Annotated in this window: 11 protein-coding genes and 2 pseudogenes; 3 read left to right on the forward strand and 10 right to left on the reverse strand. The window is 40.7% G+C overall.

Annotated features, from left to right (window positions below; genetic code table 11):
- The 6 genes from AC0L6R_RS16090 to AC0L6R_RS16115 all read right to left on the reverse strand — a co-directional run.
- Positions 1-295: hypothetical protein (locus AC0L6R_RS16090; protein WP_473272132.1), on the reverse strand; the 295-nt coding region annotated here is incomplete at its 3' end.
- On the reverse strand, positions 267-956 hold the full coding sequence (locus AC0L6R_RS16095; RefSeq protein ID WP_473272133.1) for a hypothetical protein: 690 nt from the start codon (positions 954-956) through the stop codon (positions 267-269). The genes AC0L6R_RS16095 and AC0L6R_RS16090, both read right to left, overlap by 29 nt.
- Positions 887-1,612, reverse strand: coding sequence for a hypothetical protein (locus AC0L6R_RS16100; protein WP_473272134.1), 726 nt, complete (start codon positions 1,610-1,612; stop codon positions 887-889). The genes AC0L6R_RS16095 and AC0L6R_RS16100 overlap by 70 nt, the downstream gene beginning before the upstream one ends.
- A 154-nt stretch (positions 1,613-1,766) precedes the next feature.
- Complete coding sequence (yaaA, locus tag AC0L6R_RS16105; protein WP_473272135.1) at positions 1,767-2,519, reverse strand: peroxide stress protein YaaA; 753 nt, start codon at positions 2,517-2,519, stop codon at positions 1,767-1,769.
- Between the two features lies 1 nt (position 2,520).
- A complete protein-coding gene (locus AC0L6R_RS16110) occupies positions 2,521-7,017 on the reverse strand; it encodes a T9SS type B sorting domain-containing protein (RefSeq protein ID WP_473272136.1) in 4,497 nt (1,498 codons plus the stop codon).
- Positions 6,992-8,074 carry a hypothetical protein gene (locus AC0L6R_RS16115; RefSeq protein ID WP_473272137.1) on the reverse strand — a complete coding sequence of 361 codons (1,083 nt, stop codon included), beginning with the start codon at positions 8,072-8,074 and terminating at the stop codon, positions 6,992-6,994. The genes AC0L6R_RS16110 and AC0L6R_RS16115 overlap by 26 nt, the downstream gene beginning before the upstream one ends.
- A gap of 82 nt (positions 8,075-8,156) precedes the next feature.
- On the opposite strand from AC0L6R_RS16115, the gene AC0L6R_RS16120 reads away from it, so the two are divergent.
- The gene (locus AC0L6R_RS16120; RefSeq protein ID WP_473272138.1) at positions 8,157-9,203 is read left to right on the forward strand and encodes a PorP/SprF family type IX secretion system membrane protein; all 1,047 of its coding nucleotides are present in this window, start codon (positions 8,157-8,159) and stop codon (positions 9,201-9,203) included.
- 301 nt (positions 9,204-9,504) lie between these two features.
- Here the strand turns inward: AC0L6R_RS16120 and AC0L6R_RS16125 are convergent.
- Positions 9,505-10,928 (reverse strand): annotated as a pseudogene (locus tag AC0L6R_RS16125) (Gfo/Idh/MocA family oxidoreductase).
- 273 nt (positions 10,929-11,201) lie between these two features.
- On the opposite strand from AC0L6R_RS16125, the gene AC0L6R_RS16130 reads away from it, so the two are divergent.
- Positions 11,202-12,224, forward strand: a complete 1,023-nt coding sequence (locus AC0L6R_RS16130) for a ThuA domain-containing protein (protein ID WP_473272139.1) — start codon at positions 11,202-11,204, stop codon at positions 12,222-12,224.
- Positions 12,225-12,353: 129 nt separating this feature from the next.
- Positions 12,354-13,210 (forward strand): annotated as a pseudogene (locus tag AC0L6R_RS16135) (sugar phosphate isomerase/epimerase family protein).
- 58 nt (positions 13,211-13,268) lie between these two features.
- Here the strand turns inward: AC0L6R_RS16135 and AC0L6R_RS16140 are convergent.
- The 3 genes from AC0L6R_RS16140 to AC0L6R_RS16150 all read right to left on the reverse strand — a co-directional run bounded on the left by AC0L6R_RS16140 (position 13,269) and on the right by AC0L6R_RS16150 (position 16,157).
- The gene (locus AC0L6R_RS16140) at positions 13,269-13,931 is read right to left on the reverse strand and encodes a DUF2461 domain-containing protein (protein WP_473272140.1); all 663 of its coding nucleotides are present in this window, start codon (positions 13,929-13,931) and stop codon (positions 13,269-13,271) included.
- Positions 13,932-13,979: 48 nt separating this feature from the next.
- The gene (locus AC0L6R_RS16145) at positions 13,980-15,278 is read right to left on the reverse strand and encodes an alpha/beta hydrolase family protein (protein WP_473272141.1); all 1,299 of its coding nucleotides are present in this window, start codon (positions 15,276-15,278) and stop codon (positions 13,980-13,982) included.
- A gap of 159 nt (positions 15,279-15,437) precedes the next feature.
- Positions 15,438-16,157, reverse strand: coding sequence for a TlpA family protein disulfide reductase (locus tag AC0L6R_RS16150; RefSeq protein WP_283413782.1), 720 nt, complete (start codon positions 16,155-16,157; stop codon positions 15,438-15,440).
- Positions 16,158-16,216: the final 59 nt, after the last annotated feature.

The raw sequence follows: 16,216 nt of genomic DNA on the forward strand, positions 1-16,216 counted from the left end.
GATCTCCAATGGCAGATCCTATAACTTTGTACTTTCCCGCCTCAGTGATAAGAAAAATCTCGTCTCTGTTTTTAACTTCTATAGTACCATCTGGATATTCTAAGCTGAATTCTAAATTTTGATTTGTACTTGGAATTAAATCATAAGACTGACAAATCGTTATTTCATTTGGAACAAAAAAGATAGTCTGGTTAACACTTGGCACATCAATTAATCCTGCTTTTGGCAAACTACAGCTATCAGTGCTATATAATTCGAAATAATATCTACCTTCCTTCGGGATGTCTATTTTCACGGAGAAGTGCTATCCCCATGAATCCGACATTTTGAACCTCAGTTCCTTTCTCATGGATTACTCGGTATGATCCGTCAATTGGGCCATTTGTGAAATCAACATTAAACGATCCGATTGTCTTTCCATCCGGAGTACAAGACTCTCCCGTAATATCAGTAACTTCAAATTTCAATGGCTCGGGTGGATCTGTTAGAGATACTACAGAGCCCAATGAATTGGTACAACTGCCTAATGTACCAATCATGCTATAGGCACCAGATTCCAGATTTGTAAACGTATAAGTGTCTCCTGGTGCTAAAGCGGTCGAAGAGACTCCAATGCCTTCAATAAAGACGAAATCTATAGGAGTAATAGCTTGAATAGTTAATGATCCATCGTAAACTTTACAGTCAGATGCTCCTACGGCATTCACCAGGAGAAATTCTGGTTGAGGATAGTAAAGAAGGTTTGCTGACTTTTCTACAAGACAACTTGCACCAGAGCTTGTGCCCGGTTTAAAAATAATTTTGTAATCCCCTTCACCAGCAAGATTTTGATTTGGGAAGATGTTTACGCTGTTGCCGTCTGTGAGGTAAACTTCGGTACCTGAACCTATTTTTTCATAATACCAAGTTCCAAAAATAGACGGAGAAGTTTGGAAATTAACCTGCCAGTAGGACAAGCTTGGGTGGCTGTTTGAACTATTGAATAATCTGTAACGCCAGATACAGTGGTGGTTAGCTGGGACTCACAGTCTCTATTGCCCAGCACATCTTCAAAATAAAAATCTACTGTGTAGGTATCCTTCGCAGAAACAGTAATGGTGTTGGTAGTTCCTATTTCTACCCCGGAACTATTCTTCCAGCTAAATTGATAATCAGAGAAATTTGGGCTTGCTGGATCAATTGCTGTCAAATCGAGGTTTTCTGATCCACATATTTGATAATTAGCCACAAGCGCAATGTTTGGTCCCTTGATTAATTCGACATTTTGAGACCCAGTATAGATTATACTTGCTCCCCTTTTTACTATTAATTCCACTCTATGAGTCCCTATGGCAGAAAAAGTATAACTAATAGTTTGAAAACCAGCCCCTCCAGTACGATCAAAAAGTAATGTGTTTGAAGGAGAATAAATTTTCCAGGAATACACATCTGTTAATGGATCTCCCGCGCCAAAAAAGTCGCCAATTATGCTTCCAAAAATGTTACATAATTTATCTGGTCCAATTAATTCAGGATCAGCTATATCAATTAATGCAGCAAGCTCTTTGTTTGATTTGTCCCTAAGGATGTAGGAAAAGGATAAACCAATGCCTACTACTGCCGAAAGCAGCATTAAAGTAATTAGTTTAAACGTTTTATTGCCTATGAACTTCAACTGAAGATATAAAAACGGTGAGAATCAGACCTCTAAGCTACTATTTAAATCAGGTCAAAAAAAATCCAACCATTAAAAATGAAATCCAAGTTTTTAATAATATCCTAGCCTGTTATCTCACAAATACCCAGTTGTTTTCCTTGCTCAGTTTTTCAGAATACTCATAGCCACTTTCATTAAAAGTTTTTAGTTGCTCTGTATCCGTGATTCTATTTTTAATCGCAAAATTACTCATCATGCCTCGAGCCTGTTTGGCAAAAAAGCCCACAATTTTATAACTATCGTCTTTATATTCCTTGAAGTCGATCGTAATCACAGGGCTTTTTAAGGATTCCAAATGAACGGCTTTGAAGTATTCCTGGGATGCAAGATTAACTATAGTATTGCCTTCTGCAGCGTTATTGATGGCTTTTGAGATTTTTTTGTCCCAAAACTCATAAAGATTCTTCCCTTTTTTATTCTCTAATTTAATCCCCATTTCCAACCGATATGGCTGAATTAAATCTAATGGTTTCAATAAACCATATAAACCAGAAAGAATTCTCAAATGCTTTTGAGCAAAATCAAAATCCGCCTTAGAATACTTGTCTACATCGATTTTGGTGTATACATCACCTTTGAAAGCCAGTAATGCCTGCTTCGAATTTTCCTCAGTAAAGTCTTTCTGAAACGTCTTAAATCGTTCATTATTTAGTTCTGCCAAATTTTCAGAGATCTGCATCAATTCTCCAATTTCTTTGGCCGACTTCTTTTTCATGATTCTCACTAAGGCGCGCGTATCAGTTAGGAAATCAGGTTGTGTGGATTCTGTGAAACTTGGGGTGCTGTAGTCCAGCGTCTTTGCTGGTGAAATAAGGATAAGCATACTATTGAATTACTGTAATAGACTTTATTACTTTTTGTGTGATATTTTGGTCTGTACTGGTAAACTTCACAACTACCGCATATGTTCCGTTTGGCACAAGCTCTCCTCTGACTTGGCCGTCCCATGGACAGAAAGGTTGTTTTGGCTCAATATTCTCATGCTCACAATAAAAGATCAATTCACCCCAACGATTGTAAATATAGACTTCTACATCATCTATATATTCATTTGCATATAAGATAAAGTTTCTATTCGGATCATTAAGCACTACGCCATTTGGGAAGACTATTTTCAGCGAGCAATCTTCCACAACTTCTATGGTGGCTACATAAGCACAACCCAAATTGTCGGATACGGTAAGTTCATAGATTCCGCCCTCAGTAGGTGTGAAAATAGGTGCCTGAGAGATTTCAACTCCATTTAATTTCCACGAGTAGTTATCGTATGTCCCTGGGTCAATAGTCTGAGTCACACCTTCAATAGCACAAATAGTGAATCCAGCAGGAACTATCGGCGGACTGATAGTCGATTTTGAAACTACCCCGTTGGCACGGCCAAGCTCACAGCCTACACTACTTCTAAGTAAGGCTTCGTAAGTTCCTTCTTGAGAAACTTCTATGATTGGCATTCCATCAAAAGCAGGTATTCTGGTACGTGTACCATTGAGCACAGAATACCATTCGATATCAGCTACATTCGTCATATCCGCATCTACTGTAATAGTAGTGCTAGTTTGATCGATACAAAATGGCACTATATCCAAGCTGACCTCTACTCGCTGGGAAATTACTTCTGCGGAGAAAGATTTTTTATCGACTGGACATAACCCGCCTGCTACCGGCTGAACTTCCAAGGTGTAATCTCCAGATCTGCTTGGAACAAAGATTTGTCTTCTTCCTACGATAACACCTAATGCATCTTTCCATAGGAAAATCACATCTGCAGGTAAAGCATTATTCAATACAGCTTCATATTGAATGCCTACCTGACAGTCCACGATTGGGGGTGAAATCTCAAAATCTATTGGCTGTGTAATGTTAGCCACGATTGTTTCTTCTCTTGGACAATTGACGCCAGTTGGATCTTCGCCTCTCACGGTATAGGTATCAGAAAGAGTGATTGTAAATTCTCCATTTGCATCCGGAGAAATCAAAGAGCCAGCAGAATTTGTGACCGTGTAAGTTAATACATCTGGAGAAGTGGGAGCAAAGGTGAAGCTTTCGCAGGCAGTCAAGTTAGAAGGGACTGAAAAAACTACCTCAAATTTCTGAGCTATATTATAAATCGTTGGATCCGGGATAGCGCAACCAGTCGGGTCCTGAATTTCTACTGCATAATCTCCATAAGGAACCAAAATATCAAACTGACTTGTATTAGTAAATGTCCCTTGGAAAGTCTGTCCGTCACCTTGTCGAGTTACTGTGTAAGAGCCAGATTGAGGAGAAATGGTGAAGTTGACAACCAACATGCCATTTTGAACTCCAGATGGACCGCAAATTTCTTCAGTAGGCGTGACGGTATATTCAAATCCTGCGGGAGGATTACTGTTCTCTACAGTGACGCTCCCGGCATAAGTACAACCAAAACTATTTTCTGCTTCGATGGTATAAACTCCCGGAAGAACTGACATAACTTGAACAGAACTTCCCGCGGTTAAATTGGTGAAGGTATCACCTGTCTCTAATACGGTCAAAGTGGTAGCATCTGATTGCATCGTGATCTCAAATGAACCATCAGGAGTATTACAATCTGTAGCCGGAGTAGTTTGAACTGCCGTGAAAATAGGTAATTCATTTACCAGTAAATCTAATTTTTTCTCAACGACGCAACCTTCTAAAATTGGGTCTTGGGTCACGAAAATGATTTCATATTGCCCAGGTCCAGGAAGTGTATTGATGAACAATTCTAACTCGAAAAACTCGCCTAAAGCAACTCTATTTGGATCACCATTAAGCTCGTAAAACCATTCTCCTGTGATCGGGGTATTCGGTGCGAATGTAACCGAAATCTCTTCATAACATACCTCTGATGCTGTCTGAGTGAGGTCAAATTCGAATGCTGGGCCTACAAAAATTTCAGCCGTAGCAGGACATGTTTCATAAAGCAAGGCTTCATCTTCCGACAGTCCTGCTGGCAGTCTATAGCTGACACTTACTGTGTAGATACTTTCTTCATCGACGGTAATAGTATTAGAATTTTCATCTCCAAAAACTTGCCCTGCAGCATTTGTCCACTCGAAATCATACAATCCTTCTGCAGGATCATATCCATCTATTGCAGTTAAAGTGACAGGGTTGCCTGCACAAAGCGTTGCGTCATCAGCTAGAGTCAATTCTGGTGGAGCTTCAACCAAAATTTCAGTAGTCGCCCGGAAATATTCAGCATCACCGCATCTATCTACTCTAAGCTCTACAGTATAGGTTCCAGGGTTATTAAATATCTGCTCTAGATTCTGGAATTCATCTCCCGGACCACCGTAATCGCTTCGGATAATTGTCCCATCATCTTGATTAGTAATTGTCCAGAAATAGCTGTCAATATCAGGCTCTCCTCCACCTTCAAGAAGTGCACCTGCTCCGAGTTCTGGATCCAAGCAAAGTCTGGCAGGTGCAGCTAGACTTGGTTCTGGAATCGAACTACCTGAGTTTTGGACAAATGAAGGTAGGCCAAGATTCGAGGTTCCTGGCATGGCTTCTACACCATCCTGGGTAAAGGTGCTTTGAGAATTACAACCTGAACCTACGTTGATTTGACCAATTCTATTATCGCCTACTACAGCGACATAGATTTGACCATTTGGTCCTATCTGCAGTGCTCCCAAATTAAGTCCACTCGTTTGACTTATTTGATTTTTTGTGCTGATGATACAGGCTTCTATTTGTGCTCTTGTGCTTGCTCCATCAAAACATGCTGGGCAAACTGCAGCAGACGAATCATCATTTTCGTTGGCCTTAATTATAAATTCTTCTATTCCAGGACCGCCATTTCTATATGATACTAAGATTCGCTCTCCATCCTCGGAGAACTCCATTCCATAAACATCTCCGTCACAACCGAGATCCACTCTTGCGTACTCTGTCATTTCTCCAGTGTCACTGTCGAAATCAAAAATCTCTAATTTATTACATCCACCTTCAGAAATGGTTACAGCAAGTTGATCTCCATCCGAATTAAATTTCATAGCGCCAACGCCCGAATTGAAGCCGTGATCAGAACCTACAGAACTTAGAACTGGTTGACCAATGCCTTGCGCAGATACTGGATACGCACGGAATGTATTATTCCCAAGTTCATGATAGACAACCCAAGTTGTGTCTCCCGCATCCAATGCAGCGGTGTGCTCAGAAGAAGGACTGAAAAGGAAATTGTCTTTGGTTACGACATTTCCAACCCCGGTAGGGTTTTCTGATTTGATGTCTACCAAAGAATATTTCGCCTCGTTGGTTCCATTTGCAGAAAGTTGCGTAGTGAAAAGGTAGAATAGTGTCTCCTCAGCAGGAACTGGAACTGCAATTACACCTTGACTGCTAGAATTGTCACCACCTATATCTTCCCCGTTTTCCATTAAATCCCCATTGAGATCCCAAACTGATTGGCCATCTGTGTAGAAGAGCACTTGGCCTGCCTGATCGGAGATGGTTGTAGTTCCTGCTGGTATGTTTTGAGGATGTCTAGCTGCTATTGGGCGTGGGGTCGGAGCATCAGGATCATCCGGGTCAGGGTTGAAATCAAGCCCTGCACCATCACCAAAGTACCAAATGTTGTTTGTCTGATCTTGGACATCCCACATTTTGACGCGAATCTCAGCATAAGCATAGCAGGAAGATCCCGGTTCACGTACCAAAACCCAATACAGACCTGGAGTACAAACTTCATTGGCTTCTTCACCAATCCATCCTTGATCACGTTTGTTTGACCAGAAGTATTCATAATTTTCACCGCCACCTTGTCCGCTTCCAACTCCACCTCCGCCTCCAGCTCCACCGTCTTCCTCACCAGCCTGAGCTGATAGCAGTGGGCTGAGATCTAAGCAAGTTTCGCATAAAGTGGTGTCTTGTGGAGAAAAATTAGCCTGAAGGTTATTTTCTGTTAGGGTAATGGTATGATTTACAGATAGTGTGGTGCTATCCGCGAAGGTGACATCCAGTGTCACATTTAGACTTTGTCCGGATGCTGCATCTGCCGGAATTAAAAAATGCTCTTGAGCATAATCAGCTGGCAATGCATTACCTGTAGAGTCTGTAAGTGGAGGATCGAAATTCCACGAAAAACTTACAGGTCTATAGTTCTCTGGAGTGATTAGAGAAGTTAATTGAATTGGATTGTTTGCACAGGGCATTTCTGGGTCCCAAGTGAAATCAACTGTGGGATCTACGTCTGCATTTGGAGCAAAAATTGGAAATATCGTCCCACAGAAGTCTACACCGGCAAATGGGTCTTCCTCAATCTCCACCAAGTTCAAATCAGCTTCGTTAGGATTCGTTACTTTTCCTATCATTTGCGGGCCTCCATCTACTTCCTCGTAGATATAATAGATACTTCCATCTGGCCCCGCTTTGATATCGTAAACGGCGAAAATTCCCTCCGGCGGAGTACACTGGCCCTTCGATAGGCAGGACTTCTGGTGTGCCTGAAAGATCTGAGACAGGAATTCTAAAAAGTGAATCCCCCGCAGAATAATAAATGTAATTACCATCAGGAGAAACTTCTGCTCCTCCATAGTTACCATTTCCGGATGATTGAGAAATAGGGGTTGGTGAACCAAAAGTGCCACTACTAGTATTAAAGTCCAATATCAAAATAGGGTCAGTACTGGATTCAGGTATGATGATTAACTGGCTTGTCTCTGCATTAAAAACGATCTGTTTTGGAGTGGAAGATATAGCCTGATTGTCTGTGACGGTGAAACTTCCCTCACCTGAATCAATGCTTCTAGAAATAAGGTTTCCATTATCAAAACTGATCAAATACGAAGGTGAAGCTGGCGTTTTTACAACCAAAACAGCTCCAGACCCATTGCCTATTACATTGTCGCTAGAGGTAATTTCACCCAATGGCCGCTCATTTCCAGTAGCTTGGCCTGGGGCATTCATATCCACTACTGCATACTGAAGCTCTCCGCCCAGCGAGAGATAGAAAATATAAAAAAGCTTGTTCCCTTCTGGATCATATTCTAAGAAACCAGTTGCTACTTGCTGTATTCCGTCAATATTTCCATTCAGCCCTGAGCCAACTCCTTGAATAGGATTTTGACTATAGTCGTAAACTAATTCACCATTGGTGAGAAACAGAGGTTGTCCGGTGATAGGATCAATAGCAAGTGCAGAATTGTTTTTGGTAAAAACAATTGAGCCAGGAATTGACTGGACGTTAGGCGAATTTCCTTTTCCGAAGGATAAATAATTATTTTCTGTTGATCCACCGCAATAGCCAAATATCCACTCATTGTCATTAAATCCCTGCGAATACACCGCAGTATTAAATACAAAAGTTGTAAATAGGAGGGTAATCGTAAAAATGTAGGGTAACCTTATGGAATTAGGGCTGCTTTTCATAATTTTCGAACTGCTTCTAAAACAACATACGTTCTGTAACGTTGAAGAAGCCTACTGAATATTCAAATTAACGAACAAATACTTGTTAAGGTCTCTGGTTTACGTTGTTTTTCTTTGTGTGGTTGGACTATTTGTAGGAACCAATGCCTACGCACAGGATCCGCAATATAGCCAATATTATGCGGCACCTCTTTACTTAAACCCAGCATTTGCTGGATCTGAGTTGACTGGCCGTGTTGGATTCAACTATAGAAACCAATGGCCAAGTATCGATGCTCAGTTCACAACATTTTCTGCTTATTACGACACCTACCTGAATGATTACAACTCAGGGATAGGGGTAATGGTTATGCAAGATACAGAGGGAGCTTCCAAACTTCGATCTACTACTATTTCAGCTATATATTCTTACGAATTGAAGCTTGGAGAAAAAACTTTTTTCCGTCCAGGTTTTCAGGCTAGCTATATCCGAAGAGAAATTGGATTTTATGAAAATCTCATTTTTGCGAATCAAATTAATCCAAACGATCCGTTTGGACCTATATTCCCAGGTTCAGATATCCCTGGTTTGGGTGATCCGGTTAATATGCTTTCCCTTTCGTTTGGGGGGTTATTCTTTACAGAGGATTTTTGGATTGGCGGCTCGGCCCATCATGTGAACAAACCCAATCAATCTTTTATCGATGGAGATAGCCCACTACCTGTAAAATTCTCAGCACATGCAGGCTATAGAATTAATTTGGGGGAAGGGTCCATGCGTGGAGATTTCACCCATATAAGAAAACAACGATATTTAACACCTACCATCAATTATAAGAAGCAAGGTCCATTCGAGCAATTGGATGTAGGCGCCTATTTTTACGTGGAGCCAATTGTTTTTGGAGTTTGGTATAGAGGACTGCCGTACAAAAAGGTGGAAGAGCAAAGCAATCGGGATGCTATCGTAATGATGGTGGGTTTGAATTTGCTTTCTGGCCTGAATGTCGGATACAGCTTTGATTACACGGTTTCTCAGTTAGGGATTCAATCAGGTGGAGCCCATGAGTTAAGTTTGTCATGGACTCTGCCAAATAACAGCCAAGGCCAGCCAAGAAGGAGAGACACGCTTCTCCCTTGCCCTAAGTTTTAAGATACCCTCTGCGGAGTCTCAAAAGGCAATTTAGGCGTGGCCCAATGGTGCAATTTTTAAGTCACAGAAATCAGAATAAATATTTCCATTTGACTGTGCCGCTTAGGAATATATATATCGTCAAGGCTCGAAAAGCAGGGGTGTTAAAAACATTAATTATCGCTTGAATAAAGGAAAGCTGTTTGTTCGAAACTTGGCGTGAGGACGTTCCGTTACGTCGCTGTTCCGCCGCGAGAACTATTCATAAAAAAAGCTGAAACGATTTCTCATTCCAGCTTTTGATGTTAAACTTTACTTTTAATTAAAGGGTGTAAAACTCCTCCCATCCTTTTCTTGGCGCTTCACCTCTTAGCAGCTGATTTGCTAGTGGATTGTTCGTAATGCGTTGAGTTTCTCTATCAAACTTCAATGTGGTATTTAATTGCTGAGCTAAAACTCCTAAGCAGAATACCTGACTAAGTGGACCTGCGATTTCAAACCTTGAACGAGTTTCTTCCTCACCTTTGCAAGCTTTCAGGAAGTTTGCAAAGTGGTTTGATGGACTTTCAGGTACTTCAGGAAGTTTGCTAGCCATGTCTTTAGCTTTTTCTTCGCCAATAATAGAAAGTGTACTGCCATGAGATCCACCTTTGAAAGTCAGGTCTTTTCCATAAATGATTTTACCTGGATTTAGCTTAGCAGGCTGAATCTGCCCGTTACTGGCTGCAGGAATATCAGCATTCAATTCGGAAGTACCGTAGTCTGCAGGTACAGGAGGTACATTGTCCACGCCATCATACCAAGTAAGTGTCAAAGCAGGCATATCACCACGCTCCGGAAATTTGAACGCCAGTGTAGATGACATTGGGAAGAAGAACGGATTGTGTCCTTTAAGCATCACTGGATCCACTTCATATGGCAAGCCTAGTTCAAGGAATTCATGGGCAGTGTCCATTGTATGTGCTCCCCAGTCTCCTAGAGCGCCCATTCCGAAGTCATACCAGCATCTCCACTGTCCGTTGATGAAGTCTTTGTTGTAGTCGTGTTCTGATCGAGCCATCAGCGCAGGGTATCCCAATCAAGTGTGGATGGCAGTGCTTCAGCTTTTGGAAAGCTTTGCATATTAACATCCCACCCATGCCATCTTCTTGGGCTGTTCATATGAGCCGTCACTGCAGTCACATCCTTGATGATACCAGCTTCCTTCCAAGCTTTGAATTGGAAGTAGTTGCCTTCAGAGTGACCCTGGTTTCCCATTTGGGTTACCACTTTATGTCTTTTGGCAGAGTCCATCATGAGGGTGATCTCATTGAAGGTACGAGCCATTGGTTTTTCAGTATAAACATGCTTGCCTTCAGACATCGCTAGCATGGTGATCGGGAAGTGGGAAAAATCGGGAGTTCCTACAGTAATAGCTTCGAATCCATTTCCAAACTCATCAAACATTCTTCTGAAATCTTTGAATCGCTTAGCATTTGGAAATTTCTCCATCATAGCTGTCGTATGAGGCGCTCCCATATCTACGTCACAAAGCGCTACGATATTACATAGCCCAGTGTCATAAAGTGCATTCATAATCTGAGCGCCACGATTGCCTATACCACAGCAAGCAAGATTAACTTTATCGCTGGGAGCTGTGTGACCCATAGATTTGCCTAGTACCGTAGATGGAACTATAGAAATCCCACTAAGTCCTAATGCGGCTAGTGAGCCTGTCTTGAGAAAATTTCTTCTGTCCGTTTTCATGAGTTTATTATTGTTTTTTTAAGACCACATTGAATCTCGCCTATCATCCAAAATTGTGTAAGATATGAAGTGCTCGAGATCATATTTGAAGGATGTATGGTTGTCATTAATTGATTTTAGAATGAGAAAGTAGGTAATTTTTGTCGCTAGTCTTTCCATAATTATGTTGAAAGGCTAAACAATTAACGGAATCGATACCGAAATAGAATTCTGAGAACAGGATGAAAACCCTTGAAAGTTTTACTATTTTCCCAATTCATTCTCTTAAAAACCATGAAAAACTCATCTTCCAAAAAGCCTGCTTTTTTATTGATTCTGATTGCTGTGTTCTCAATATCTTGTGTTTCAGCTCAAAACGGTCAATCTTTTTTACAATTCAATGGCAAAAGTGGCCCAGGTCAAGGAAAGAATGTCGTTCTAATAGCAGGAGATGATGAGTACCGATCTGAGGAATCCATGCCGATGATGGCAAAAATTCTTTCAGAGCATTATGGATTTAATACCACTGTATTATTTCCGATTGAGCCTGAATCGGGCAACGTAGTTCCGAGCTACCAAAATAATATACCAGGTTTGGAGCATCTCAAGAATGCTGATCTCGTGATCATGCTCATTCGTTTTAGAGACCTTCCATTGGATCAAATGAAGCACTTGGAAGATTATTTCAAATCAGGAAAACCATTTATTGCACTTCGGACCTCAACTCACCCTTTCGCAATCAAAGACAAGAATTCTCCTTACGCCAAATGGACTTGGAATAGTAAAGTTGCTGGTTGGGAAGGTGGCTTCGGTCAGCAGATTGTAGGTGAAACTTGGGTTGCTCATCATGGAGTCCATAAATCAGAAGGAACTAGAGTGTTGATTGATGGAGTTGACCGTGATGCTGATCACCCGATATTGAGAGGAGTTGATGATATCTGGGCTCCAACCGATGTTTACTCGATTAAGAATTTGCCCTCGTCTGCCAATGTGCTTCTATATGGACAATCAACAGCAGGTATGACTCCAGAGTCTCCTCTAATGTGGGATAAATCTATAATGCCAATAGCTTGGACAAAGGAGTATTCGCTAGATGGAGGAAAAACAGGTAAAGTATTAGGGAGTACCCTAGGTTCATCTATTGATTTTCAGGTAGAAGATATGCGCCGCCTGATCGTGAATGCTTCCTTTTGGTTGTTGGATATGCCGGAAGTGATCACCCCCGAACTTTCTGTGGAAATTGTAGGTAGCTACGAACCGACTATGTTTGGATTTGATAGCTTTAGGAAGGGAATGAGGGTCGAAGATTTCAAGTAGTAGAACTGTAAATTTCATTAATTAAAATTCATCATTCTGCATTCTTTATTTTCAATGTTGAATCATGAATAGCGAATGAGGAATAATGAAGGGCAATATGAATAGACTCAATAAGAAAGATTAGAATTCATGAACAAAATAGGATTTAATGTGCTGGCTTGGTCGGCAGAAATGTCAGAGGCGCTGTTGCCTGTTTTAGATCGTTTAAAAAAAATTGGCTATGACGGTGCAGAATTTTTCATAGGAGGTTCACCTGAGGAATCTTTCAAATTAGTTGGAAAGCACTGCGCAGATATCGGCCTGGAAGTGACTGCAGTGACGGTGATGGGAGCAGACCAAAATCCAATTTCACCAGATGCTAAAATTCGTGCGGCGGCAAGTGAGCAACTGAAATGGGTTATTGATAGAGCCCATGATCTAAATGCTCAAGTACTTTGTGGACCTTTTCATTCGGGATTCACTGTTTTTGCCTCGCGAGAACCAATCGAAGATGAGTATTCTTGGTCAGCCGAAGTGCTTCACGGAGTAGGGGACTATGCTAAAGATGCAGGGATTTTACTAACGCCTGAGGCATTGAACCGTTTTGAATGCTACCTCTGCAATACCATGGATCAGCTTTCGTATTTGCTGGAAAAAGTGGATCACCCGAATGTACAGGCTATGTTTGATACCCATCATGCAAATATCGAAGAGAAGAGCTTGTCCGATGCAATTAAGTTTATTGCTCCTCAATTGGGGCATTTCCATATCTCTGAAAATGACAGAGGAAACACCTGCGTTCAGGTCATGTGAACTTCGACGAGGCTTTTAAAGCTTTGGCTGATGTGAAGTATAAGGGCTGGTTGACTATTGAAGGTTTTACCAGAAATGATCCTGCTTTTGCAAATTCAATTGGAGTGTGGAGGAATTTCTCTGAACCTTGGGATATGGCTGAGAATGGTTACAAGCTAATCCGGTCTATGGGAGAAAAGAACGGATTGGGATAAACAGTCTTAACGTAATTTAAACCCAAGAATATTTTCTTGGGTTTTTTGTTGTTAGTGATTACACTTTCGATTCCCCATTATGATTTGTAGTAAGCACCTCACTCATGTAATCAAAAAATGGGCGCATTGCTAGAAATGTAAGAATGACTTCTTTCTGAAAATCATCCGATAAAACCTCTTTATCAGTAAATTTTCTTTTCACCACAAATTGCTTTTTCTTAATCAAATCAATGGCAGGGTGATCTTTATCGAAGCCTTTTGGGGCATTTTTTACAGCATCTTCCCCTTGGAGTTCTTCAAAATATCTCACAAAAGTTTTATCAGAAGTTATCTGTTGAATTTCTCTAGTGTCCGTTTCAAATTCCTTGCGGATATTAAGCAGGTCTTCTTTGTTTGGAGCCCAAAACCCACCGCCTACAAAGCTGTTATTTGGCTCTATTTGCATGTAATATCCACCTCTTAACAATGGCTTTGTCCGAGAATATCCAGCCCCGAAATTGGTTTTGAAAGGAGTTTTATCTTTTGAAAAGCGAATATCCCGGTAGATTCTGGAAATGTGAATTCCGGATAAACTATCGTGGTTTTGCAGTTCCGTATAAATCTCGTTGAAATACGCTTTGTTTTCCTTTGCAATCAAATCGTATTGTGATTTGTGCTCAGAGAACCATTCCCGATTGTTGTTTTCTTTTAGCAGTTTGAGAAAGTTAATAGCCTTTTTCATCTTAAAGTAAAAGGGTAATTATTCTGGGATTTTGAAAAAGGAGTTTGCCTAGTCTTTTGGACTTTCATGGTTCATTTCTAAACCTATGGTTGTTCTTGGCTTGAACCCTGGCCATTCTTTAGCTTCAGGATTCGCATTCACATCGAGATAGCCTTTATAAGTTTCATTACCTTTTAGGTAAAAGCCCAAAAACGCAGTGACAAAATGCTGGTTGATATTATTGATCCTGCGCATATCCCAAACTGAGTCTGCATATCTCAAATACTCATCAATAGGTCTTCCTGGCTCAAGCGCTTCAGCTGGAGGAGGATTTGGAGCGGTGTTATGCCTAGCGTCAATATATGTTAGGAGGTACCTCTCTGAGTTTATCGCGCCTTCATAGATTGCTTTTGTCCCATCCTCATAGCCTGAGATATCGTCTTTGCTTCCTGCTACGAATAGGGAAGGAATCTTAATGCCAGCCAAGCCTTCCGCGTTCCAAACCCCGCGTTGCATGCCCCAAGGAGCAAAAGCAACAATTACCTTAATTCGTGGATCGATCGAAGCTTCAAATTCAGGGTTGCCAACCGAACGTCTTAGCAAAGCCTTACTTCCGCCAGTCATACCTCCAAAGAGTTGGACGGCTTGTGGGCTATAACCTCCACCAGCAACATTTACAGCTCCATAGCCTCCCATCGAATAGCCAATCAGAGCGGTATTGTCAGCATTCACTAAACCTTTCAAAAAAGACTCCTGATCTTCACTTAGTCTTGCCATTTCATTTAGGACAAAAAGATCATCCAGAGAACGGTTTAGTAAGGTGCTTTGAAAGCCAGCTGCATCTCTGAATGTGGCTTCTGTGTGGTCTATTGCGACTACTACATAGCCTTTTGAAGCAAGATTCTCTGTGAGGTAAGTCATTAAATAGCGAGAACCTGTATATCCATGGGATACTATTACCAATGGGAAAGGCTCCTTTTCATAAACTGCTTTTGCATTTCTTGTTGCTCTGCCTAGAAAAGTAAAAGGAATAAGAGGTCTGGTTGGAGAGCCATTCTGCCCCATTACTTCATCATAAGAAATCAATTCATTGGATGCTGCTTCTGTAGGATACCAGATTTCTACTTTCAGTGGCCTATTGTAGAGTGAATCTCCGCCCTTGCCATAGTTAAGAATATCCAATTGATTTTCATGAATCAAATCAAGTGTTTGGACACCGACTGCATATTCGCCTCGGGCTGCTAATTCTGGAGCATCAGGTAAGAGGTCTCCGTAAACAAAGGGCTTGGAAATGGATTGCCCGAAGCTAATGCTGCTTAAAAAAAGAAGGAAAATTAGAATTGTAGCGAAAAGGCGCTTGTTGTTCATCTCTGGTGTTAAATTAGGTTTATTGCCTCAAGATAGGAAATGATTTTATAACAAAGATGCTTTCAATAGGATAACGATTTTATCTTCTTTTTCTGAGAAAAGTGGGTGCTAACGAGCTTTCGGTGTTGCGTTCTTCTTTAAAACTCTAGTGAAAAAAGACTATTGCTTGATCAATGATTGAATTTCTGAATAGTTATTTTTATCCAAATATTTAACCACCGTTTGATTTGGATCGATTAAGATAGTGGTAGGCATGGTGGTTATGTGATATTTTGAAAAGTAGCCTTGCCCGTTACCGACCAAATGAATTACATCAGAAAACATGGTTAGTTCATTTTCAATATTTTCCTCTGAATCCAAAGAACATAAAATAGTTGTTAATTTTCCTGATTTTGATGCCTTGTTGATGGCGTTTGAGAAGGAAGCGTAGTTTTCTTTGTCCATTTTATCCACAAAAAAATCAAACCTAACAATCACCCATTTTCCTATCATTTCTTCGGAGTAGATTTCTTTATCATCTATAGTTTTGAAGACAAAATCAGAGATTTTTTGTCCAACTTGAGGCTGGAAAGCAGGATCTCTTTGAGAATGATTTTTATTTGGGTCGTCTGGGTGATATAGGAATTTTTCAGGATTTCCATATTCGTCATAAATTTTCTCCAAGCTGATAGTTGGATTTTCCTTTATCATTTGCGAAAATTCCTCCATGGAGATGGGATCTCCAGTTTTTGCATTAAATAATTTATCATCCAAGGAATGACGGGTGGTTGTTGAGACTTTTGTGACTATGACATTTTGATCTTGGATGAGAGACGATTCTTTCGCGCAAGAAACTAAGGCAAGTAAAAGGAAGTAGAGGAATAGTGATTTTTTAATCATTAGGTTTAATTTTAGTCTCATTAATATAGGTATTTGGCTAAAACTACTCTATAAGTTTC

The sequence above is a fragment of the Algoriphagus sp. 10J20-15 genome, assembly GCF_055809615.1.